Consider the following 23,785-nt stretch of genomic DNA (forward strand, 5'->3'; position numbering starts at 1 on the left):
CCCATGAACGTGAATTAGGAGAAAGAACTGTGAAATTACACTGGTTACTACCCAGCACTATTGGAACTATCTTCATGCTATCGTCGCCGGCAATGGCTGCGAAACTTGAATCTTGGCGCTTTGATGCCAATCAAAACAGGCTGGAAATTAATACTGTGGGAGCAGTTCAACCCCAGGCACAATTAATTTTCAACCCAACTCGGCTGGTAATCGATTTGCCAGGAACTACATTTGGTCGTCCACAAATAACTCAACAGATTGGGGGTGGAATTCGCTCAATCCGGGTTGGGCAGTTTGATACAGAAACAACGCGCATAGTTGTCGAACTGACACCTGGTTATACTTTAGACCCCAAACGCGTCCAATTTGTTGGGACATCTGGCGATCGCTGGACGGTGCAATTACCTAGACCAGAAGTTGATCGAGTAGCCTCATTTCCCGCCTCACCTCCCAGAAGTGCTTACACTGTCGTTACCCCAGACTCTGAGCGGCAACCTAGTATTTCAAGGGTTGCCACTACTACACGCGGGGCGACGCAAATTGATGGCTTGACAGTAACAGGCGATGGGTTATTCCTCCGTACCAGTGGTGGCAATCCGGGGATTAAGACAATTCGCAGCCGCGATCGCGCTAGTATCTTCATAGATATCTCTGACGCATCTTTATCACCACGTTTGGCGCAACAGAATAATCAGCCTGTTAACAAACATGGTATTAGCCGCGTCGAATTCACCCAACTACAAAACCAAGCTCCTATCGTTCGCTTGACTTTGCGGGTAGATAAAAATAGTCCAGATTGGCAAGCCAGTAATAGTAACAGTGGTGGTTTGGTGGTTCTGCCTAGTCGCGTTGTCAGATTGCCTGGAAGTAGTAATTCGGACAATCAATCACAACCACCCTCCTTCCCTAGCAGATTATCTGCTGCTAATGACTCCCCAGCCACCATTGAGTCTGTGCAACTGGCTGATAATGGCAGACAGCTACTGATTAGAGCCGACCAAACTTTATCTGCTACAGGAACCTGGGATAGATCATCCGGTGTGTTCCGCGTCACAATTAACAATGCCAAGTTAGCTCCCAGAGTTACAGGCCCTACCTTTGCCCCCAATAGCCCCATTCTTCGGGTACGTCTGCAACCCCAAGCAGCCAACACAGTCGTTGTTTTAGTTCAACCAGCACCTGGAGTACAACTCGCTCAACCCCAGCAAATCGGCGACCAGCTTTTGGCTATACCAATACAAGGTTCTCGTCGAATTGTTTCCCTCCCCGGAAGACCCTCCTATGGTTTACCTGGGCTACCACCACCAAACCGGGGGCCATTCCCAGACCCAAACAATCCCAATCCTCAGCCCCAATTGCAACCACAGCGCCGAGTTACTAATGGGCGAGTGGTAGTCCTCATTGACCCAGGACATGGCGGTAAAGACCCTGGGGCATTAGGTCTTGGGGGACTACGCGAAAAGGATATCATCTTGCCTATTAGCAAAAGAATAGCTCAGGTTTTGCAACAAAATGGCGTACAAGTTGTGATGACGCGAGATTCTGACTATTTCGTCACCCTTCCAGGACGGGTGCAATTGGCAGAGCGAGCTAACGCTGATGTGTTTGTTAGCATTCACGCTAATGCAGTTGGCCCTGGTCGTTCGGATGTCAGCGGCTTAGAAACATATTATTACGACAGTGGTTTGGGTCTAGCTCGCACTGTACATAACAGTATTCTCCAAGGCGTAAATGTCAGAGATAGGGGAGTGCGAAGAGCCAGATTTTTTGTTCTCAGAAAAAGTTCCATGCCTTCTATTCTTGTAGAAACAGGTTATTTGACTGGTCGAGATGATAACGCTAAACTCAGAAGCTCCGCTTACCAAAATCAAATGGCGGATGCGATCGCTCGTGGCATCCTTCAGTATTTAAAGAGAAGATAAGTAATTTAGTCGAAATTATTGAGTAAATACATCTAATCTTTACCGTTTTTATCCAATTTAGTAGTAAAACAATTTAAGTATTATTGCGGCGGGACAAGAGTAGCATCTTTGTTATTGTCATCTGATGCTTACAAGTCAAATTTATCTGGGCTAATCGATGGCATGGCAAAATCAGAGGAGCGTGCTATATTTTACGCCATTAGCTGTGTCTTAATAAAAGCGTAATACTCAAGTGTGTGCGGTGATGGTGTGAGGATTTGCCAATATATTGAAATTTTGACGGCTCCCATGAATGTGAATCAGGAGAAAAGACTGTGAAATTACGCTGGTTACTATCCAGTACTATTGGAACTATCTTCATGCTATCGTCGCCCGCAATGGCAGCGAAACTTGAATCTTGGCGTTTTGATGTCAATCAAAACAACCTAGAAATAAATACTGTAGGGAATGTTCAACCCCAGGCACAATTAATTTTTAACCCCACTCGTTTAGTAATTGATTTACCAGGAACAACATTTGGCCGTCCGCAACTAACCCAACAGGTGGGCGGTGCAATTCGTGCTATCCGTGTTGGGCAGTTTGACGAACAAACAACGCGCATAGTTGTTGAAATGACTCCTGGTTATACTTTAGACCCCAAGGGAGTAAAATTTGTTGGTAGAACTGGCGAACGCTGGATGGTGCAATTACCCACGCCAATAGCCGAAAATGTTCCCTCAAGAAATACTGGTGGGCAACAACAAGCTATAGCAACACAACCTTCACCGAGAACATCTCCATCTGTGTTCTCACCAAGAGATATTTACAACGTGGTGAGAACCAGCCCTATTAATCCACCTAAAAACGGAATGCTTGCCGCCAGGGTAACTCAAATTGAGAACTTACAAGTTACAGGCGATGGGTTTTTCATCCGTACCAATGGTGGTAATGCTCAGATTCAGGTAAATCGTAGCAACGATCAAAGAGAAATTAACATTGACATTGCCAGCGCTACTTTATCACCAAGTCTAGAGCAACGCGATTTGGCGATTAATCGTTATGGTGTCAGCCGTATTCAGTTCAGCCAAATACAAACAAGCCCATCTGTTGTTCGCATGACTTTACAGGTGGATGAAAATAGTCAAAATTGGCGAGCAACTAATAGTAACAGTAGTGGTTTTGTGCTTTTGCCCAGTCGTGGCATTGCCCAGTTCCCTGGAGGTAATAATAGTCCACGCCCCATACCATCTAGTACAGCGACTATTGAGTCTGTGCAACTGGCTAATAATGGCACACAACTGCTAATTAGAGCAGACCAAGCTTTATCTGCAACAGGAGGCTGGGATAGAAGCTCTGGTTTGTACCGCATTATCATCAACAATGCTCGGTTAGCTCCCCAAGTTACAGGCCCGACTTTTAATTCTAATAGCCCTATCCTGCGAGTCCGCCTGCAACCTCAAGAATCTAATACAGTTAACGTCTTGGTTCAGCCAGCAGCCGGAGTGCGAATTGGTGAACTTAATCAAGTTGGCGACCAGCTTTTGGCTCTAGAATTACAACGCTCTGGTAGCGTTACACAGCAGCCCATTGATTTACCTCCTTTATCGCCAAACCAAGGTCAATTCCCCAATCCCATAGATAATCCCCGTCCTATATCTCAACCAAAGCCGCGCCCCTCAGTTCCAAGAGGGAAATTACTAGTTGTGATTGACCCAGGACATGGTGGAAAAGATTCAGGCGCTCCCGGTTTAGGTGGGCTTTTAGAAAAGGATGTAATTCTGCCTATTGGTAAAAGGGTAGCAGCAATTTTAGAGCAAAATGGTGTACAAGCGGTACTAACGCGGGATGCTGACTTTTTCGTAGAACTTCAGGGACGGGTAGAAATTGCCGAGCGAGTTAATGCAACTGCGTTTGTAAGCATTCACGCTAATTCTGTTGATAATCGCCCGGATGTGAATGGCTTAGAAGTATATTATTACGATAGCGGTTATGCTCTGGCGGAAGCGGTTCGCAATACCATTCTGCAAAACATCGGTACAATCAAAGACCGGGGAACCCGCAAAGCCAGATTCTACGTTCTCAGAAAAAGCTCTATGCCTTCGATTTTAGTAGAAACAGGTTATATGAGTGGTCGAGAAGACAATCCCAGATTGGCATCACGAGAGTATCAAAATCAGATGGCAGAAGCGATCGCTCGTGGCATCCTAAAATACTTACAGCGTTAGCATAGTACAAATTACTTATTAAAAGGTGGTATTTAGAATCCTTTGGCGTGCAGAATTTAGTGGTCAATTAGCCGATTGTCTGCTAAATTCTGTATTTTAAATCCCAAAACCTAAATTAATATCAGCCTGTGTATTCATCTTCGATCTTTGAAACGAATCTAGACGATTTTTCGGCTCTTGAACCCCAACGTGCCCCAATTGGCATCTTTGACAGTGGTGTGGGTGGATTGACAGTACTGCGACAAATATATCGGCAACTCCCCAATGAATCAATTGTTTACTTTGGGGATACAGCCCGACTTCCTTATGGAATTCGTTCACAAGCAGAAATTTTACAATTTACGCGCGAAATTATTACCTGGTTACAAAAGCAGCAGGTAAAAATGGTAATTATGGCTTGCAATACTAGTTCTGCCTTAGCCCTAGAAACCGTCCGTCAAGAATTCAACATACCCATTTTAGGAGTAATTCTACCGGGTGCAAAAGCTGCGGTGCAGGAAGGAAAACGCATTGGTGTAATTGCCACTCCAGCTACAGCGAAAAGTAATGCTTATAAGCACGCCATCCTCGAAATTGCTCCTGATGTTCAAGTTTGGCAAGTTGGATGTCCAGAGTTTGTGCCACTGATTGAGCAAAATCGGATTCATGACCCCTACACTGCTGAAGTGGCGCGAGCCTACTTAGAGCCTTTACTAGACCAAGAAATCGACACCTTAGTTCATGGCTGTACCCATTATCCCCACCTTACACCAGTATTGCGATCGCTCCTCCCCTCTCAAGTCAAGCTAGTTGACCCAGCTGTTCACGTGGTGGCAGCCTGTGCCCAAGAGTTAGACTTGCTAGGCTTAAAAAATACTCACCTCCCACTACCAACTCGTTTCGCCGTTAGCGGGTGTCCACAACAATTTTCCCAGTCAGGAGTGCAATGGCTAGGTTATACCCCGATGGTTGAAGAGGTTCGCTTTACTGATAGCGCTATTTCCCAACTTCTTTGAAGGAGGCAGGAGGCAGGGGGAAGAGAGAAGGAAGACAAGGGAGACAAGGGAGAGGGGGAGACAAAGAAGAGACTTGTTTAATCATTTTCCCTTATTCGTCTTGTCCTCCTTGTCCCTCTGCTACCTATTTGTATCAACCTTAAAGTGAAACGTAAATTAGGCGGGAGTAAATTTCAGCGAAACACCGTTCATACAGTAGCGCTTGCCTGTGGGTGCAGGGCCGTCATCAAAAACATGACCAAGATGACCACCACAACGACTACAATGTACTTCAACTCTGGTCATAAACAATGACTTATCTACAGTAGTAGCGATCGCACCTTCAATCGGGTTAAAGAAGCTGGGCCAGCCAGTACCACTGTTAAATTTGGTATCAGAGGTAAACAATGGCAGTTCACACGCGGCACAATAATAAGTACCCTTGTCGTACTCCTTATCTAATGCGCTGGTGTGAGGGCGTTCAGTCCCGTGTTTACGCAATACATTAAACTGTTCTGGCGTTAAAATCGTGCGCCACTCTTCTTCTGGTTTGGTAATTTCAAATCCACTATTAGAAGTTGTCATCGCTTTTGCCCCCCAGTTGATATACCTTGATAACAATGCTGTGCCGACTATTACCGCACTAGCCTGTAAAAAATATCGTTTGTCCATATATCTATTATTTTCTATTTTCCGGTTAACTGGGCAATCAACTCCAGTACGGAATTCCCTACTTAATCACTATAATCAGCGATCGCTCTGAATTAGCGCTGATAAAGTGATTAAAATTAGCTAAGAAACAAAAAATTATTCTCAGGTAGGGGCAATTCATGAATTGCCCCTACCATGTCTAGTTTCGCGTAAGTACTAATGTGATGTCTGCAACGGGCTATGCCTACGAATTATGGCTAGATTAACCAAAACTTTGAACAACATACATATCATTACCAGTATCCCCTACTAAAAGCAAGTTACTGTCATCACTTTCTAGATTTCGACTGCCAGCAATACCCTTTTGTAGGACTTTAATCAGTCTTTGGGGAGAGAAAGATTCTAATTCCACAAACTTTCCAGATTCTAACCATGTTAATTCTTCAGCAGACAAACTTTGACGAACTTTTTGAGGTAATTGTTTAGCTGCTTGCGCCGAATCTCGAGAAGATTGAATGAACATTCCGCGTTTAGCAGCGATAATTTGACTTGGTGTTAATCCGATATCAATAATTGCAATCTCGCTATTGAGAAACCAACTAGCATTGCTTCTCAAATTATGAACTAAACTAATTCCTCGTGGATTGCAATCATGCACTGCATAGACTTTCAAATCGGGATTGCGGCGCAGCATTTGCATTGTGGTGTCAAAAATGCTTTGCGGATATCCAGTAATGCTGAGAATTGCACAGTTATTTTCAAAGTGAAAATTATTAGCAATTAATAGTTGAGCAATACTAGCACTATCGCAAACTACTAATCTATCAAAACTGTAAGCAGTTACATCAGGATTAATTATGGCTGGTGTATTTTCTTCACGCGGAAAAGGTAGTATTTTAAGAATTGAACCATTTATTTTCTGCCATTGGTTTAACCAACCTTGAAAATCATTTTGAGAAAATAAAAACTCCTGTGCAAATTTAGTTTGTCCTAGCTGTCTAGTTCCCCAGTATATCGATAGCATCCCTAGAATAACGGCGATGACAAATAGACTAAACGAGTTATATATAATTAAGCTGGCATAAATTCCCACAGCAATAATCATACCTCCTATTATTTGGAAACATCGAGCATATTTTTGGCGAGAGTTAATATTTGTTTTATTTGATATAGATTTTTTATATAGAAACAATAAAAAGCATATATTAAACACAATTGATGCTATTAACCAAGAATTAGCACCAAACACTAACGAAGCAAAGCCACCTATAAACCCTGGTACCCAAATATTAAAAAATAAATATATAAATAACAAACCAAATATTGAAATAGACTTGACTTTTACCCGGCTATCTAATAAGTAAAAAAGCTGCTTGGGAGTGAAAAATAAGGTATTATTTGCAGAAATATCAGCAATCGCCTTTGCAAAAAAAGGGTCAGTAATCTTAACACTACTCATACTGGTCGGTTCAAAAGCAAAGGGATGATTGCATTTTATACACCGACCTTTATTAGCTGTCCGGTCTTTGAGTTTATTGTCAGTTCCGCAGTTAATGCACTTCATAATGGTTGCTCAATGTTATTTATTAATTGTTGGGAAGGCAAGAGGCAATAGGCAATAGGAAAAAAGGCTTTTGAGTTGTATGGAGTTTTTTCACACAATCAAATATGAGTCCTATAGCACCTGATTTGTTAGTAAAACACTGTAGTCTTCCCGCCAGCGAATCAAGCGATGTGTGCCATTTTCTAGCAGGACTTCAGCAGGTTTGGGGCGGTGTAAAAAGTGAGACGACATGGCATAACCATAAGCACCGACATCTAGAATGGCAACAATATCACCAATTTCTAACGCTGGAAGTTGGCAATTTTTACCTAGATAATCTCGTGAATATGTGGTGTTACCACAAATATCAGTTGTGAATGGATCGTCTGCTTGTTTCCAAGTGATAATTTCTCGGTAGCCGCCGTGTACTGATGGTACTGAAAGATTGGCAACGGTGGTATCAACTCCGACAATCTGTTTTTCTCCTTGCCATTTTACAGAAACAACTTGAGCAAGCAAAGTTGCACATTCTGCGATCGCACTTCGTCCCGGTTCAATCACCAAATCAATTTTCCGCCCTAAATGAGTGATTCTCTCGGTTAACTCAGCGCCAAATATTTCCCAGTCAAAGGCTGTTTTGTTGTGGTGATATGGGTAGCCAAAACCACCACCAAAATCTAAATATTCCCAATCTGGTAACTTTTGTGCAATGGCGATTACTGTGTCAATTACCTGGGTGAAAGCGGCTGTGGCATTAGTTCCAGTCCCTCGATAGAAGTGTAAACCACTCAGCTTTAATCCAACTTCATGAGTTAAAGCGATCGCATCACCAAATTCTTCAGGACGCACACCAATGCGGCTATCTCCGGTAATTTCGGGCAAATTGAGGCGTAAACCTAGCCGAATAGATTTATCTCTCTGTTTGGGCAAAACTTCACAGCATAACTGCAATTGAGCGAGGCTATCGAGATTGAGAGTTGTAACTCCCCAATTTAAGACTTGTAGCATCTCAGCCCGATTCAAATTGCTACCACTGTAAACAATCTCACTAGGATCGAAACCAGCTTGCAATCCTAGGTAGATATCTCCTGGGGTATTAGCGTGAAGTCCCCACCCAAATGAGCGAAAAATTTTTAACAACGCAATATTGCCATTAGTAACGCTTGCAAACCGAAATTGCGTGCGGGGATAACTGACTGCTTTAGTAATGCGTTCAATAGTTTCATGCAAGCGATCGCCATTATAAACATAAAGCGGAGAACCATAAGTACTCAGCAACTCCTGAGCAAGTTCCCCAGAAAACGGCAAAGATGAAAGGATTAATTGCTTATTCACAACTCCTGTAGAGACGCGATTAATCGCGTCTCTACTCCCTAACTCCTCACTTTTATCTAACCTTGCCATCGCTTGTAATTTCTCCATAGCCAACGATGTAACCAAAAAGGATGATCCCAAGACTGTTTACTTAGTTCTTCATTTAAAACATGCGATCGCCAAAGTTGCCACATAATAAGTAACCAGAGAGTCTCACCAATCCGTCGGTCTTGAATAGCTGCTCCCAGTTTGCCTTCAACGATTTGTGCCGCGATATGAGGATAAAAGTGATTATTAGCGCGAAGTATTTCTGGATTGAGCCAGATGCCTAGCTGATGCCAAAAATCATTTAAACACCAAGAAGTTAAGGGAACCCCCATCCCACGCTTTTGTCGCCAGACAATTTCAGGCGGGAGCCAATTTTCTACAGCCCGTTTGAGGATATATTTTTCACAAGCTCCTTGCAAACAGAGTTCTCCAGATAGGCGGAATGTCCATTCTGCTAAAGGTAAATCACAAAAAGGCGATCGCACCCACAACCCATGAGCAAACCCTAATGTAGTCGCACGGGGATGGATATTTTGCGCCCCTTTGAGCATCAGACTGGCACGGCGGAGGCGATGTAGCAAAGATGGACACTCATTGCGATCTAAAGCTGCCAACAGCCAATCTTCAGGATGCAAATTTTGGATCTGTGCGTAAACCTCCGGCTGATAAACTTGAGATTCGTATCCCCCAAGGCGGTGAAAGGTGCGGAGATATTGCTGGATAAAAGTTTCTTGCCCGGCGGGATTTTCTGCCTGATAAACACCTGCGGCAATTAAAGGTTTATTCGTCCAACCAGCAAATAATTGATCTCCACCTTCGCCGTTAAAAATTACCTGAGTTTCTTGACTCGCCCTTTGAGATAAGAGATACAACGGAACACACACCCCATCTCCAAAGGGTAAATCTAATGCTTGCACAGTAGGAATTAGGGCATTCTTGATCGAACTTGGCGTTACTGCAACTTTAATAAGCGGAATTTTGAGAAACTGGGCAACTTGTTCAGAGTATGGATATTCTGAAATACCTACATCACCAAAATCTAGAGTGTAGGCGCGGACTTTCACCCCTGCTTGCACCAACAGCGCCGCCACCACTGAAGAATCAAGTCCGCCAGAGAGAAATACCGCAACAGGTTCATCCTTTAAATCGGCAATCTGTCGTTCAATGGAATCTTTAAGGAGGGTTTGCAATTCAGTAATTGCTGTAGCTTCATCTGTTAACTGTTCTGGCGCTTCTTGCCACGAGTGGATTTTTTTAGATTCAGGTGTTTGCAGAATACCTGATTGAGAATCGCTCTGCCAAATTAATTCAGTTCCCACCGTCACTGCAAACACTCCATTAACAGGGGTCAAAGGTGTAGGAACATAAGAAAAACAGCTATAGCCATATAACCCAGAAATGCTAACTTCTGACTGTTGCAAAATCGGTAAGAGTAGTTGCAGTTGTGATGCAAACCAGATAACTTGTCCTTGCTGAGTCCAATATAAGGGCATCTTTCCGAAAGGTTCTCTACCCAAAATTAGGCAGTTATTTTCTTGGAGACTTACCCAAGCATCGGGTGAAGTTAATAATCCTGATGCCGAAATCGCAGCAATTTGATTTTTTAGCGGTGGACAATTTCCATCAATTCCTATATGAACAACATTCCAAAAAGGATAATTTTCTTGTAGAGAGAAATTATTTTTCTGACCTAACCCCCTAACCCCCTTCCCTTGCAGGGAAGGGGGAAAGTTCAAAGCCTCTCCCCTACAAGGGGAGAGGTTTGGAGAGAGGTTTTTCAGAACCCTATTTAACAGCGCCTCCAACTCATGTTGAGCGCCATAACCCCAATAACCAAGAAAGTGATGCGGGATGTTGCCCATCTGGACTTATTTCACTTCAAAGGTTTCATCACTAATCTGCCGACCTTCCAGCAACATCTGCACCTTCCAATTGCCAACAGTTGCAGCCGGATTAATCGTGTAGCGGCACTGCGTATCCCAGACAGACGTATTAATTTCGCGGGTTTGATAACTGTTCTGCCTGGCAATTTGACCACTTGGGTCAATCCAATTACAGGAGAGAGCCAGCTTTTTACCCAAAGGTGCATCTTTTAAAGTGACACGGTACAAAATTTCTGGATTGGTTTGGCGAGAAATTGTCTTCAAGTCACCGCCAGTATTTGATACCAAGGTGATGCGGTCTTGTTGAGCAGAAACACGAGAGAGTACAGAATTCTGTCGCTGGATGAAAAATATTGTAGATGCACTCAGTATCACTAAGAATGCCACAACTCCAGAGGTAATCCATCGATTGCGGTGCTGCTGTACCTCCAGCGCTTGGCGGCGATTTAACTGAATCAGCGCTTCATCTAGTAACTCAGGCGGTAAATTCAACTCCTGTAAAATTTCTCTAACCTGCTGTTGGTCTAGTTCCGCTTCTCGACGCACTTGCAGACCTTCTACTTCTGTGACTATTTGTGCTAATTGCTCTTGAGTCAGTCGTTGCGTCATCGCTTAACTCCTGTTAAAAAAACTTGATTGATGGCGATTCTTGATCTTGATTACGTGCAATTAGAAAAACTCTATACTCATTTTTCTAGGTACATCATAAGCTACAACCTAAAGTTGTTGCTTTTCCGATTCTTTCTGAGATATCTTTCCGAAAGCTTTATTTATTTGACCAATCTAAAATCTAAAATCCAAAATTGTTATGGCTCAAGAACAACAAACCGCAATTGAAGGTATCTATGAAGTCTGTATCGGCATCCCGGAACCAATTTCTGCAATTCAGTATTGGGAGCAATTTGGCTATCGTATTGGTCAAGTGGGTGAATTAACCGCAGATATAGCCTATCAATTATATGGAGTAAATTCGTCTTTACGCTCAATTCGCCTCTACCACCAAAATTCAGATCATGGTTTGATTCGGTTAATGGTTTGGCAAAAACCCACCCATGAAGGTTTGGGAATAGCATCGATGAAAATTAAGGGAAATCGCTGGGCGACAAGCTTAACGACTGATGTGTTAAGTATCTTAAATCATATAGAGGATGCAAAAGCCGCAGGTTTTCCTATTAGACACTCTAATCCTTATTGGGAAGTCATCTACAACAAAGAGAGGAAAAGCCGTCCTTTTGTTGAGTCAGCAGTTGGTGTCCGAGAAATGTTGCTACTTCAACCCTTAGCTCGACAAGTTTTATTTCAACGCTTTGGCTATACACTACCGCATTACGGGCAAGTTAATCATAATGCTGCTCTTAAGGCTAGTCAGTTTACTCATATAGGAATCATCTCTCAGGATGACAGCAAACAAACCCTCAAGTTTTATGAAGATGTCTTAGGTTTGCTGCGTGTGCGTGATGATGTCGAAACTAGCTATGAATCTTCGCCAGCAGGTCGAGATATTTTTGACCTTAACCCTGGTGAAAAGTTTATTGTTACTGCTTTTGACGATCCGCGTTCTTCTAAGTCTGACCTCATGGCTGCACGCAGTGGTAGACTTTATATTGTTCGATTCCCAGAATCTATTAATTTAGAATCGCGTTTTGAGGCAGCCCAACCAGGTAGCTTGGGTATGTCTTTATATACCTATCGGGTTAAGGGGATACAAGAGTATTGCGATCGCATTAAAGCAAGTACTGTACAAAAAGTTACAAGTATTATTAGTAATGAGTTTGGTGAGACAAGTTTCTCTTTTATTGCACCAGATGGCTATTTCTGGACTTTGCTGGAAGTTAATTAACTGGGCATTGGGCACTTGTACTGAGCGTAGTTGAAGTATTGCCCATACCCAATGCCCAAAAACTAGTTTTCATTTATTTACGCCAATAGACAATTCCTTTTTGCTATGTTTCAACTCTTTCCAAAGCGCCCTAATTTGCTCGTAAGCTTCTTCTGGGGATAGTTTTCCCCCTGTTTCTAGACAAGAGATGTAAGTAATTCTTTGAGCAAATTCTTGGAGGTTGGCATTAAATGCTAAAGTCTCTGGTTGGAATTTACCATAATATCGACTACGAGGGTAAAGAAAGCTATTTTTGTCTTGTGGGTTAGGTTGTGTCATTATTTTGTTGTCTGTAATTTGTATTAGAGTTCTAGATTTGATTGTTATCTACGTGTAAATACACAGCAGACAATTCTAATTCCAGAAGAAGTTCATATTGTAGTCAAAAAAATATTTTATTGGCTAGTGCATTACGACAGAAATGGGCTATTGTGTATTAATTTTTTTTGTGTTTATTGATACAAAAACTCAAGTTTTTAGTACAAACTTATTTGTTTCCCAAAGTTAGCTGTAGTTATCGGTATTCATTTTTTGTTTTTACTACCGTACTTTTTGATTCACCTGTAACCAAATTTCTAAACTTGCAAGCAACCAAAGCTTTACTCCATAACGACTCCAAGTATCTCCTTGATAGTTTAACCAATTACGAATTGGTAACTGGTTCAAGTAAGGAGTGATAGCTGCATTTCGATTTAGTAATAAATCTTTAGCTTCCTGCTGCCAATATTTCCGAAATCCTAACTGCACAGGCACCATCATGCCGCTTTTGGGACGATGAATAATTTCCTCTGGTAGAATATTTGCGATAGCTTGCTTTAAAACTGCTTTTTCTTCCACCCCAGAAAGTTTATACTCTGGAGGAATTTCCATACTTAAGTCTACTACTCGTTGATCAAATAGGGGAGAACGTCCGTGCAAAAGGGCTGCTTGAGTCAAGTTACTGACTTTCGTCAGAATTTGGTCAGCGCCTTTAAATTTGATGTTCATTGCCATCAAACGATTCAGATAACTGGCTTGAGAATATAAATCTTCTTCAAAAACCCAAGGTGCTGTTTGTATTGCTGTCAAAACTTCTGGTTTTAAAAGTTGTGGTAAGTCAACAGCGCACTTTTGAAAGGAAATTAAATAAGCTTGCAAAGCATCCTGATTGGTGACAGAGCCATATAAACTATTGATAAGCATTGGCTGATTTTTTGGCCCACCAAAACAGGGGTCGCCACCTTCGCCATTTAAAACTACTTCTACGCTTTGTCTCGCCAGTCGTCCTAGCAAAAGGTTGGGAACAGTCAGTGGGTCGCCAATGGGGTCATCTAAATACGCCATTGTTTCTGGCAGACGTTCCCACATATCCTTAAAAGTAATTTCTAAAATGTGGTGCTGCGTCTGACAATGGGATGCAACGAGACTGGAAAATTCTAACTCATTGGGACATTCTGAACCGAAATGAATCGAGAAGGTGTGAACTGGTGCTTTGTGGAATTTCGCTGCTAAAGCAGTGATACAGCTAGAGTCCAAACCACCGGAAAGAAAAACGCCGACGGGTTCGTTTGCTGGTGGTAAATATTCTTGAACAACTTGGTCTAGGAGTTCTCGCAAGCGATCGCCATGCCATGCTAAGGGTTGATCTATTGCTACAATCTGTTCTTGAAGCTGCCAATAAGCTTCAACTTTGTGGTCGGGAAATTCTAAAACGGTTCCAGGTCGTAGTTCGCGCACCTGTTCCCAAAGGGTTCTTTCTCCTGGAACAAATGCACAACAAAGATAATCTCGCAACGCTACCAAATCTAAATCAGATGAACGGTGAGGTGATAAAGTTCTCAGTTGAGGCGCAATCCATCGAACTGAACCAGTGGTAGTGTAATAGAGAGTCCGAACACCGATGCGATCGCGAACCAACTTCAATACTTGTCTTTCTCTATCCCAAACCACTAGCGCAAACATCCCCACAAGTTGGTGAAGACATTCAAAACCCCATGGTTCCCAAAGATTGGCAACTAGTTGCAGATAACTTCCTTGAAAGCTATCCGGTTCAATCCCTAACTTTTGCAGTAATTGCACTTGGTTAGTTAACCAAACATCGCCAACAACAACAAATCGTCCTCCAGAACTGATTGCTAATTTATCCGTCAGAAATCCAGAAGTTGTACGTGGTAAAACTACAGAAAATTTTTCATCTCGCCAAGCTATATTTTCATAACTTTCATCAACTGTTCCCCAAGCTACGCGCCAGGTTGGGTCAGTTTTGATAAATTCGATTTTAGGAGATTTACGATTTTTAAACGCATCAAATAGCATGGCAAATTTTCAATGACAGAAATCAAAGCGGATTGCTATAGTTATTACGAATTACGAATTATGAATTATTTAAATTCATTTTCAGACAGATATATTTTCATTTTAAGGCTCTCTCTCAGACTGCTAAGGTAAGCTAACAGTGCATAAGTAAAAATTACAATTCCAGTCATTTCTAAAAATTCCTCAACCACTATCCCAATTAACGTTATTAGCCCACGTCGCCCAAAATCTTCTCTCAAAAGTCCACCCACCATTTCCATACCTAAAGTTCCGCTCACATAAACAACTGCGGCAATCAGAAATAAATATCGGGTTTTGTAAGGGAGATGAAGCCAAAATTTTAGATATTTAAATGCAAAAACTCCCACTAGAATAGCACCAGGTATTACCCAGGTTTGGAAAAATATAGGATTGAGATTAAGCGATTCTCGCACTGACGGAATTATCAAAAGCTCGTGAAAACTAAATGCTTCATCCAAACTCAAATATACAAATATAAAATATAAGGTTTTCCAGCGAGAGAAATAGCGGTCTTCCGTCTTAATAGCGGTAATTGCTTTAAGTAATCCCGAGCAAAATAATAGAGAAAATGCAGAATACCAGGCAGGAATATTCAATTCTTCATCTAAGCTAAATAGTTCGTAAAACCATTTGCTAGCTGGGAAGGAAAACTCCGTGAACCAGAAGTAGGCACTTAGAGCGCCTGCTAAGGTGAGGCAAATAACTGCGGTCATTAAACGTCGAGCAATTGTTTTAGCACACAAATGAATTGGTAGCTCTATGTTAGAATTTGATGCTTTTTGCTGCATACGCATATTGAGCTAATTTCCTTTGTGCAGAATCAAATAATTAATAGGAAATTATCTCATATAGGCAAATGATCTGAGCCGAATGGCACTAAGAAAACCTGAAACCTTTGTCTGAGGGAAGTGTGGGAGGATGGGGAAGAAATCTGGCTCCCCACACTCCCTACACTCAAAAGCCAGTTAAGTTACGGGTTTGCGCTTATCTTAGTGCCATTCTGATCTGAGCCAACTATTACAGAATCTTGAATTAAGGAAAACCCTAGATTGTTGAACGAAATTGCTAATATACTACATTAAGCCTATCTAATTAGTGTATCTTATGAGCAATACTAGAAAAGTTAGTAAAGACTTGAGCGCTGCTGGACAACCAACTCCTGAAGAGTTAAAACAGGCAGCCCAAGAGGGATTTAAGTCGGTGCTAAACCTGCGTTCTCCCGATGAAGCAGGTTTTCTCGGTGATGAACAGCAGCAAGCCCAAGCTGCTGGATTGCAATATGCCAATATCCCTTTAAAGCCTTCAGAAGCAAATCAAGAACTAACAGAGGCAGCAATCCAGGAGATTGAAAATTTACCCAAACCAATTTTAATTCACTGCGCGGCTGGAGCAAGGGCTGGTGGTATTGCCTTGATTTCAAATGCTATTAGCGAAGGTCTGACCTATGAAGAAATTAGTCAGAAAGCGCAAGAGCTTGGTTTAAACTTAGAACAACCGCACCTTAAGCAATTCCTGCTTGAGAAGTATATTGCCAAGCAAGCAGAGCAAAGTTAGGGACTTGCAATAAAATACCAGTCACACTGGGGCGATCGTGATATTGCATTTGGGTAATGTTTCAGAAATTTGCCAGAAAGGTTAATACTGTTTTAACTCTGGTGAGAGAGGCTTGCTTCCTTAATCCCCAACTTTGACTAAACTTCTACTTGAGAATTGCCACAGTAGAGCTATCGTGTTAGCTTATTCAGATAAAAAAGAGTGTTTCATAAACGAGTAAGCTTTTTATACCTACAAGAAATATTCGGACAATCTCTTCAAGAGATAGCGATCGCCTAAACTATTCACTACTTAATAGCACAAATCACTGCAATGCTTATGGAGAAAAGCTTATTCCTTTTCTCCATAAGTATTCAGATGTGCAGATTCAACAGAAGCGATCGCACTGTCAATCGTAGCAGAAATTCAAGCAGTGCTGGCAAATCGCACTGGTGGAATGCTGAGGTCACGACTTGGCTCAATTCATGGAGATAAAATCAAATGTCTGATGTCGGTCTAATTATTCTTGCTGCTGGTGCATCCACTCGTATGGGAACACCAAAACAACTTCTACGTTACGGTGAACAGAGTTTGATTAGGCATGTAATTCAAGTGGCGAACGCTTCAGTTTGCCACCCAATTATCGTTGTATTAGGGTCATACGCTGAACGCATCAAACCAGAGATTAACTCAGAACAAGTACATATTGTAGAAAATCCACTTTTTAGTGAGGGAATAAGTACCTCTATTCGTGTTGGCATAGAAGCTCTGAATATAATCAGCAAAGAAGCAAAAGCTGTTGTTTTGATGGTATGCGATCAACCTTTTATTTCACCGCAACTCATCAATCAACTTGTTGAAGTTCACGAAACTACTCTTAATCCAATCGTTGCGTCACAATATGCAGACACTCTAGGTGTTCCTGCATTATTTAACCGCACTTTATTTGCAAAACTAACTACACTAAGTGGTACAGATGGTGCAAAACATATAATTAAAAAATATTTTCAAGAAGCTTTAGCCATTCCTTTCTCAGAAGGTGTATTCGACTTAGATACTCCAGATGATTATGAGCAGCTTTTGTTGAAGAATAATTAAGAAGTCAGAATTATCGTTTGTTGGGTAAAAATTAGGCGTTATGTGTAATTTTATGTTCAAAAATTAAATAGGAGTTTTCTATAAAAGTTAGAATGGCATAAACCTGGAGAAAACGATGACATTAGAAACAGAGACACTACAGGCGACATCATCAAATTCTACCTTTGAAACACCTGAGAATCAGCAAGAATTTAACTGGAGACAATCTTGGTATCCTGTTTGTTTTCTGCAAGATTTGCCTACAAATCGTCCTTATACTTTTTCGTTATACGAAGAACCCTTCGTTTTGTTCAAAGACCAAAATGGACAGCTTGTCTGTTTAACAGATCGTTGTTCTCACCGTGCAGCTAGACTTTCTGATGGACAAATTATTGACGGCAAAATAGAATGTTCGTACCACGGTTGGCAGTTTGGCAATAATGGTCAATGTCTACACATTCCCCAGTTACCAAGCGATGTAAAAATTCCGGTAAATGCTTGCGTGCCATCCTTTAAAGTCTTGGAACGTCAAGGTATCATTTGGATGTGGGCAGGTGAAGCCGAAACAGCTATTGATGAGCTAATTCCATCACTACCAGATTGGAACAACCCGGAATGCTTCAACTTAGACTATGTACGTGACCTACCTTACGACCAAAGCTATTTTATTGAAAATATTATTGACCCGGCTCATGTTCCCATCAGTCATGATGGCATCATGGGAAGTCGAGAAGATGCCCAAGCTTTGGAAATAGAAGTCATTGAAAGCAACGTTCAGGGGATTAAGGGAAGGTGGCGACGAACACGGAAACCCAATCTGCCTTGGATTTCATTAGATTTCATTGCTCCTAATTTGATTCTTTACAAATTTGCTAATGCACAGCAAGGTAAATTTGGGGGCACAGCCTTGTATTCAATTCCACTAGGTAAGAATAGATGTCGGATTCTCATCAGGAATTATAGTAACTCTTATACCCAAAAAACTAAGCTGATGCCTCCTTGGTTAGATCACATCTTGATCAGAAACAAAATATTGGAAGGTGATTTGCAATTAGTTGTTGAACAAAAAGCACAAATTGAGCGTTTGAAAAAAAATCTCAAAGAAGTGTATTTACCTCTGAAGACATCTGATACTTTAGTGGTTGAGTATCGCAAGTGGCTAGATAAATTTGGAGCATCTTTGCCGTTTTATCAAGGTTATTCCACCTCAAAAAATGTCGGTAATAGCGAGTCTGATGAGAAGTTGATAACATTAGACCGATTTTCGCAACATACAATTATTTGTCATTCCTGTAATCAAGCTTATCAAGTGACAAATAAAATCAGACAAAGTTGTATAGGGGTAGCGATCGCTTTAGCTGCTGTAGGGATACTTGCAGATGATTCTAGAATCAGAATAGCAGCAATATCGGTTTCTATAACAGCAATTGTAATATCCGCTATGGCTCAGACACTCAAAACTCACTTTGAGCGTTCCTACACTCGTCACTAAAATCCTGACTGGGAGGAAATTCAAAGTCTCTCTCCTTCTAGGCTAAGGTGTATACACATCTCTCTACAAAACCAAAATTTTGTAGTTCCTCCTAAATCCTCCGATAAATTGGAGAACTTTGAGAGGTTTTTGCCCCCAATTTATCGCGGCACTGGGTGGAGTGGATCAAAACAACTTTAAAAGACTTATGTGTACACCGTAGCCTAGAAAGAGAGATGTTTTCCAGAACCCGTGAAAAGTCAGCAGGAAATGGGTATTAAACCTCTTAATTTCAGATAATTGTTTATTAATGTGACCATTGATAATGGGAATGAAAAATCAGTTTCACATAACGGTATGCTGTTAAGTATCATTCTCATAAAAATTAATCTATCCCATGAAAAACACTTCTGCAAAGGAAAAGAATGCAGGCATTTCACGATTTAGCAAGCTTAATTTTAGAGTCACGAATAAACAGATTTTATTTAGCACCCTTATTCTATGTCTTGGTTTGCTCGGATTGGCTGGCTTATGGTTTCAATCCAGATATAAATTTGATAATAAGATGAGTGTAAACCTACAAGAATTATCTAATGTCGATTATCCAGTCAATCCCGCACCCTTGGGTAAAAATTTTCAAAGATATTCTCAGAGAAAATTAACAGTTATTAAGAGAGATGATACACATTTCGATTTTGTGATTGAGCCAACAGACAACAAAACGGCGCAAATCATTATAAAAAATGTTGATTTAGAGCTATTAGTTCCTAAAGCACCAGAATGGGTTAAAAAAGATCAAGTTTTAGAAATAATCGCTTTTACAGACCGGGAGTGGAATAGACAACAAGTTAGCTTTCCTGCTAACTCACCAAATATAGAAATTAGCGGCGGAGACGGTTTTGAAAAGCAAAATCTGGTAGAAGTTGCTTTGGCTAATAATTGTTTAAATGCAGGATTTTGGGAAATTTTACTTTTCACTAAAGAGGATGGTAATAAATCCCTTTATTATCAAAGTTGGTTTACCTTCCCGATGGGACATTACAAAAATATTTTTGAAAAAATTAATAATATTTCTTATTGGAAGCATTGGTGGAAGTTAGAACACTGGCAAGATCCAAGTGGCACAATAGTCAAGAGTAATCTTCTAAGAAACGTACTCGATCAAAAAGAAGTTGCTACTCAATTCCCCCTTGATGAAAAGATAATTGTGTCGGGAGAGCAAAGTAGAAAAGTTAGAACTACATTAGCGAAAAATATTACAAAATGGAGAGATTTTTACGATGCTAAAAATGAAATTAAATTTGCCAGTTTTCGACCACCAGGATTTTACGACCAAAATAAGCCTTGGGGAAATCAATACTGGAGAATAGGCAAATTTGATAAAACTATTTTAAGGAACATTAAACCGATTGGTATTGAACAGAATTTACAAGAAATTGAGTTAGTATTCACAGATACTAAGACTAGTGAACAAAATAGATTACTCATCAGTGGCATTAATCTTAAAAAGCTTCCTCAATTGCCTGTAGAAGAGTATCCTAAAGGTTTATATATGCCTATGGGAATTGGCATACCTCCTTTTTATCAAAGCTACGATGAATTAACGAAAAATCATCCAGATGTCAGCCCATACTTCAGTTTTTTACTAGATTCGCAGGAGCGGTGGATAGATCATCACCATTTAGCTGTTGATGGTTCAGTGATGCACCTTGATAAAGATAAACCAAATCTTCTGCATCTTTACTTGCTATCCTACGAAAGAAATACTTTAATAGCTCATTTCTTGATCGATTTAAAATAGATATATTCTTTCTCTTATTAGTCTAGTAAGATAGGGGAAATCTTCACAGATAGAATTGAAGTAACTAGTTGACTTTAATATTTAGTCAATCGGTACTTTCTTAAGCAAAGCTATCCACATATCAGATGGATCGGAATAATAATCAACTTCTTCTACTTGATATTGATAAGATTCACAACCTTCTCGTAAAATAATGCGATCGCAGGGTTTAACGCCTTTTCCTACTCCAGTCATATATCCGAGCATTCCTTGGTTGAGGCGCTCAAATACGTAGTCACTTCCCCAGGCTAGTTGGCTATAATCGTGTATTTTATTTTTCTTCTTTAATTCGCTTACTGGAAAGCTCACTAGAGCTAACTTGCTTAAAAAACTAAAACTTAAGTTCATACCTGTCCTGATCAAAGACATAAGTGAGTTCTCCCAAAGAAGAAATCTATAACGAAGAGTTCTGGACTCTAGGTGAATCTCAATCATTTTTTAGTCACCAATCCAGAATCGAACAGGTGGACACTCTAGTTAGGAATCAACCGTATTGATAGCTAGTAAAGGAATTTATCACCCAATGTCCAATTAAGTGTCTGTAGCCAATAACTAGCAAAACTAAATTACAAGCAGTTCGTCGAGAAGGAAATCACAAAACAATATTAAAATAAGATCAATAATTTACAATTAATTTTTCTTAATTCTTAATTATTAGCCTTTAATTTAACTTTATGATATCTTTTTGTCAACAATCATTTAAATTTACAGTACCATCAACCACAGATTCAACTGTAAAATCACCGAATTATTACATAAAGCTGGTCAAATATAAGATTTTTTTACTGGAATAGATCATCTGAAATGATAAAGATTTTATGTCTTGAAAATGCAATCTATGTATATTTTTTAATATAGATAGGTTCTAGTCCATACTTGTAATTTTTAGAGCGACATCTATCTGCTTCAGTAGTCTTTCTAGGGTGGAAGAGTTATCTAAAACTACATCTGCACGAGCCACTTTTTCTTCGAGAGATAATTGGCTGTTGATCCTGGCTTGTGCCTGTTCTATATTTAAATGGTTTCGTTGTATCAATCTTTGTAGTTGTTGCTCTTGAGAACAACACACTACCCAAATTTCTGTAACCAAATCAGTCATTCCCGCTTCAAATAATAGAGGCACTACTAACACCAGTGTTTGTAAGGAAGATTGGTCAATTGCTTTGAGGAAGCGATCGCGCACATCAGGATGAATTAAATTGTCTATCCAGTTGCGTTCATCTTGACGATTAAAGATAATTTCGCCTAGCTTCTGGCGGTTGAGGCTGCCATCTGATAATAAAATTTGTTCGCCGTAACGTTGAGCGATCGCACTCAGAATAGGCGAACCTAAAGATACTGCCTCTCTTGCATAAATATCTGCATCCAGAATCGGCAGGTTATAAGCGCTAGCTAAATAATTGGTGACAGTGGTTTTGCCTGTGGCAATACCTCCGGTTAAGCCGATTATACGTTTTGTCATTGGTCATTGGTCATTAGTCATTAGTCATTAGTCATTGGCTATTTGAGATTAAGAATTAATGGCCCATGTTACCAATGCTTGGGTTAAACCATCTAAAGTATATTCTTGGGCTTCTACATCTACACGTCCGAATAAATCATGACAAGTTTTAGAGGTTTGAGGGCCGATAGAGGCAATACAAACGCTCTCTAAGAGTTGACTAACATCAGAGTTTTCGGGCAATATCTTCTCAGTTAGCTGGTCGAAAAATTGTACAGTTTTAGAACTGGCAAAGGTAATTACATTTATCTTACGGTTTTGGAGGGCTAACTCTGCCGCAGGTGGAATATCGCTAGGACAACAAGATTGATATGCGGCAACTTCAATTACTTTTGCTCCCTTGAGAGTTAATTCCTTAACTAAAACTTCTCTTCCGCCGCTTTCAACTCTAGGAAATAAAACTTTTTTACCATTTAGTTCCTCTGGGAAATTTTCTATTAAAGAATCGGCAACAAAGTTGGGGGGAATAAAATCTGCTTGGAGAGAGTATTGTTTGAGACTATTGGCTGTTTTCTCGCCAACGACGGCAATTTTTACACCTGCTAAGGCACGGGTATCTTTACCTTGGGCAATTAACCTTTCAAAAAAGTAATCTATGCCATTGCTAGAAGTGAAAATTAACCAGTCGAACTGAGATAAATGAGCGATCGCATTATCCAAAGCTTCCCAACTGGAGGGCGGGCCGATTTCTAAGGTAGGCATTTCGATGACTGTTGCACCTAATTTGATGAGGCGATCGCTAAATGTACTCGACTGCCCAACTGAACGTGTCACCAAGATTGTTTTACCTGTGAGGGGTTGGGAAGAAGCGGAGAGGCTGTTTAACATTGGAGTTTGGGCTGTAGTCGAATCCTGATAATCTATTTTCTCAGGTTGTAAGTACTTATGTAGCCCAACAACTTCGCCAACAACAATTACCGCCGGGGAAAGTGATAATCCGGTGGTTTGTTCCAAAATACTGCCCAGTTGCGCTGTCCAAATTTTTTGACGAGGAGTTCCTGCCCAACGGATGATTGCAATCGGTGTTAAGTGCGATCGCCCGTGTTGCAGCAGTTGATGTACAATCTCTGGCAGATGTTGCCCTCCCATCAAAATTACTAGTGTCTCTAAGCGTGAAAGTGCCTCCCAGTCTAAAACCTCTGGTTCATGAGCTGTAAGCACTGCAAAACAACGACTCAACACCGGATCTGTAAGGGGAATTCCTGCTAACAGAGGTGCTGCAAGGGCAGAAGAAATTCCTGGTATCAGTTCAAAATCACAACCAGATGCTTTCAATGCTTCAATTTCAGAAGTGCAACGCCCAAAAATCAATGGATCGCCTGATTTGAGCCTTACAACTTGTTTTCCTTGCTGGCAATATTTTACTAGTAACTTATTAATCTCAGTTTGAGTTGTACTGGGTTTACCACCGCGTTTACCGACATCCAACTTCAAGCAATCAGTTGCTACACACTGCAATAATTGAGCATCTACCAGGGCATCGTAGACTAAAACCTGAGCAGCAGCTAAGAGATTGTAAGCTTTTACCGTCAAGTATGCCACATCTCCAGGCCCAGCACCTACAAGGTAGACTTTGCCCCTTTCTTCAATCTTAGTCATTTGTCATTTGTTATTTGTCATTTGTCATTG

General features: G+C 40.8%; 19 protein-coding genes. 8 read left to right on the top strand and 11 right to left on the bottom strand.

What is annotated here, in order from left to right; genetic code table 11:
• The first annotated feature begins 29 nt into the window (after window positions 1-29).
• The 3 genes from GNF10_RS09055 (at window position 30) to murI (ending at window position 5,121) form a co-directional block, all read left to right on the top strand.
• Complete coding sequence (locus tag GNF10_RS09055; protein WP_185584585.1) at window positions 30-1,922, top strand: N-acetylmuramoyl-L-alanine amidase; 1,893 nt, start codon at window positions 30-32, stop codon at window positions 1,920-1,922.
• Between the two features lie 314 nt (window positions 1,923-2,236).
• Entirely contained in the window at window positions 2,237-4,126 is a 1,890-nt protein-coding gene (locus GNF10_RS09060) for an N-acetylmuramoyl-L-alanine amidase (protein WP_185584583.1), read from the top strand.
• Between the two features lie 128 nt (window positions 4,127-4,254).
• Window positions 4,255-5,121, top strand: a complete 867-nt coding sequence (gene murI, locus GNF10_RS09065) for a glutamate racemase (RefSeq protein ID WP_185584581.1) — start codon at window positions 4,255-4,257, stop codon at window positions 5,119-5,121.
• Window positions 5,122-5,277: 156 nt separating this feature from the next.
• Here murI and msrB read toward each other — a convergent pair whose 3' ends face one another.
• The 5 genes from msrB to GNF10_RS09090 all read right to left on the bottom strand — a co-directional run bounded on the left by msrB (window position 5,278) and on the right by GNF10_RS09090 (window position 11,148).
• On the bottom strand, window positions 5,278-5,772 hold the full coding sequence (gene msrB, locus GNF10_RS09070; protein WP_114085776.1) for a peptide-methionine (R)-S-oxide reductase MsrB: 495 nt from the start codon (window positions 5,770-5,772) through the stop codon (window positions 5,278-5,280).
• A gap of 241 nt (window positions 5,773-6,013) precedes the next feature.
• Complete coding sequence (locus GNF10_RS09075; protein WP_185607144.1) at window positions 6,014-7,315, bottom strand: hypothetical protein; 1,302 nt, start codon at window positions 7,313-7,315, stop codon at window positions 6,014-6,016.
• Window positions 7,316-7,426: 111 nt separating this feature from the next.
• Window positions 7,427-8,734 (bottom strand): decarboxylase, encoded by a 1,308-nt coding sequence (locus GNF10_RS09080; protein ID WP_260446156.1) that lies wholly within the window; start codon window positions 8,732-8,734, stop codon window positions 7,427-7,429.
• The gene (locus GNF10_RS09085; protein ID WP_185585586.1) at window positions 8,686-10,518 is read right to left on the bottom strand and encodes an asparagine synthetase B; all 1,833 of its coding nucleotides are present in this window, start codon (window positions 10,516-10,518) and stop codon (window positions 8,686-8,688) included. The genes GNF10_RS09080 and GNF10_RS09085 overlap by 49 nt, the downstream gene beginning before the upstream one ends.
• A 6-nt stretch (window positions 10,519-10,524) precedes the next feature.
• Window positions 10,525-11,148 (bottom strand): DUF3859 domain-containing protein, encoded by a 624-nt coding sequence (locus GNF10_RS09090; protein WP_185585587.1) that lies wholly within the window; start codon window positions 11,146-11,148, stop codon window positions 10,525-10,527.
• A 199-nt stretch (window positions 11,149-11,347) separates the two neighbouring features.
• On the opposite strand from GNF10_RS09090, the gene GNF10_RS09095 reads away from it, so the two are divergent.
• Window positions 11,348-12,379 carry a VOC family protein gene (locus GNF10_RS09095; protein WP_185585588.1) on the top strand — a complete coding sequence of 344 codons (1,032 nt, stop codon included), beginning with the start codon at window positions 11,348-11,350 and terminating at the stop codon, window positions 12,377-12,379.
• A 69-nt stretch (window positions 12,380-12,448) separates the two neighbouring features.
• Here GNF10_RS09095 and GNF10_RS09100 read toward each other — a convergent pair whose 3' ends face one another.
• From GNF10_RS09100 to GNF10_RS09110, 3 genes are all read right to left on the bottom strand, one after another.
• Complete coding sequence (locus GNF10_RS09100) at window positions 12,449-12,697, bottom strand: hypothetical protein (RefSeq protein WP_185585589.1); 249 nt, start codon at window positions 12,695-12,697, stop codon at window positions 12,449-12,451.
• Between the two features lie 261 nt (window positions 12,698-12,958).
• A complete protein-coding gene (locus GNF10_RS09105; RefSeq protein ID WP_185585590.1) occupies window positions 12,959-14,713 on the bottom strand; it encodes an asparagine synthetase B in 1,755 nt (584 codons plus the stop codon).
• A gap of 65 nt (window positions 14,714-14,778) precedes the next feature.
• The gene (locus tag GNF10_RS09110) at window positions 14,779-15,528 is read right to left on the bottom strand and encodes a hypothetical protein (RefSeq protein WP_185585591.1); all 750 of its coding nucleotides are present in this window, start codon (window positions 15,526-15,528) and stop codon (window positions 14,779-14,781) included.
• Window positions 15,529-15,838: 310 nt separating this feature from the next.
• On the opposite strand from GNF10_RS09110, the gene GNF10_RS09115 reads away from it, so the two are divergent.
• The 4 genes from GNF10_RS09115 to GNF10_RS09130 all read left to right on the top strand — a co-directional run bounded on the left by GNF10_RS09115 (window position 15,839) and on the right by GNF10_RS09130 (window position 20,616).
• A complete protein-coding gene (locus tag GNF10_RS09115; protein WP_185585592.1) occupies window positions 15,839-16,288 on the top strand; it encodes a sulfur transferase domain-containing protein in 450 nt (149 codons plus the stop codon).
• Window positions 16,289-16,768: 480 nt separating this feature from the next.
• Window positions 16,769-17,365, top strand: coding sequence for an NTP transferase domain-containing protein (locus GNF10_RS09120; RefSeq protein WP_185585593.1), 597 nt, complete (start codon window positions 16,769-16,771; stop codon window positions 17,363-17,365).
• A 115-nt stretch (window positions 17,366-17,480) separates the two neighbouring features.
• The gene (locus tag GNF10_RS09125; protein ID WP_185585594.1) at window positions 17,481-18,836 is read left to right on the top strand and encodes a Rieske 2Fe-2S domain-containing protein; all 1,356 of its coding nucleotides are present in this window, start codon (window positions 17,481-17,483) and stop codon (window positions 18,834-18,836) included.
• A 376-nt stretch (window positions 18,837-19,212) separates the two neighbouring features.
• Entirely contained in the window at window positions 19,213-20,616 is a 1,404-nt protein-coding gene (locus tag GNF10_RS09130) for a hypothetical protein (RefSeq protein ID WP_185585595.1), read from the top strand.
• An 81-nt stretch (window positions 20,617-20,697) separates the two neighbouring features.
• Here GNF10_RS09130 and GNF10_RS09135 read toward each other — a convergent pair whose 3' ends face one another.
• The 3 genes from GNF10_RS09135 to cobA all read right to left on the bottom strand — a co-directional run bounded on the left by GNF10_RS09135 (window position 20,698) and on the right by cobA (window position 23,755).
• Window positions 20,698-21,024, bottom strand: coding sequence for a hypothetical protein (locus tag GNF10_RS09135; RefSeq protein WP_185585596.1), 327 nt, complete (start codon window positions 21,022-21,024; stop codon window positions 20,698-20,700).
• A 496-nt stretch (window positions 21,025-21,520) separates the two neighbouring features.
• Complete coding sequence (gene coaE / locus GNF10_RS09140) at window positions 21,521-22,117, bottom strand: dephospho-CoA kinase (RefSeq protein ID WP_185580755.1); 597 nt, start codon at window positions 22,115-22,117, stop codon at window positions 21,521-21,523.
• A 48-nt stretch (window positions 22,118-22,165) separates the two neighbouring features.
• Window positions 22,166-23,755: a uroporphyrinogen-III C-methyltransferase gene (cobA, locus tag GNF10_RS09145; protein ID WP_185580756.1), complete on the bottom strand. Its 1,590-nt coding sequence runs from the start codon at window positions 23,753-23,755 to the stop codon at window positions 22,166-22,168.
• Window positions 23,756-23,785: the final 30 nt, after the last annotated feature.

Source organism: Nostoc sp. UCD121, assembly GCF_014222285.1.
Lineage (GTDB): Bacteria > Cyanobacteriota > Cyanobacteriia > Cyanobacteriales > Nostocaceae > Nostoc.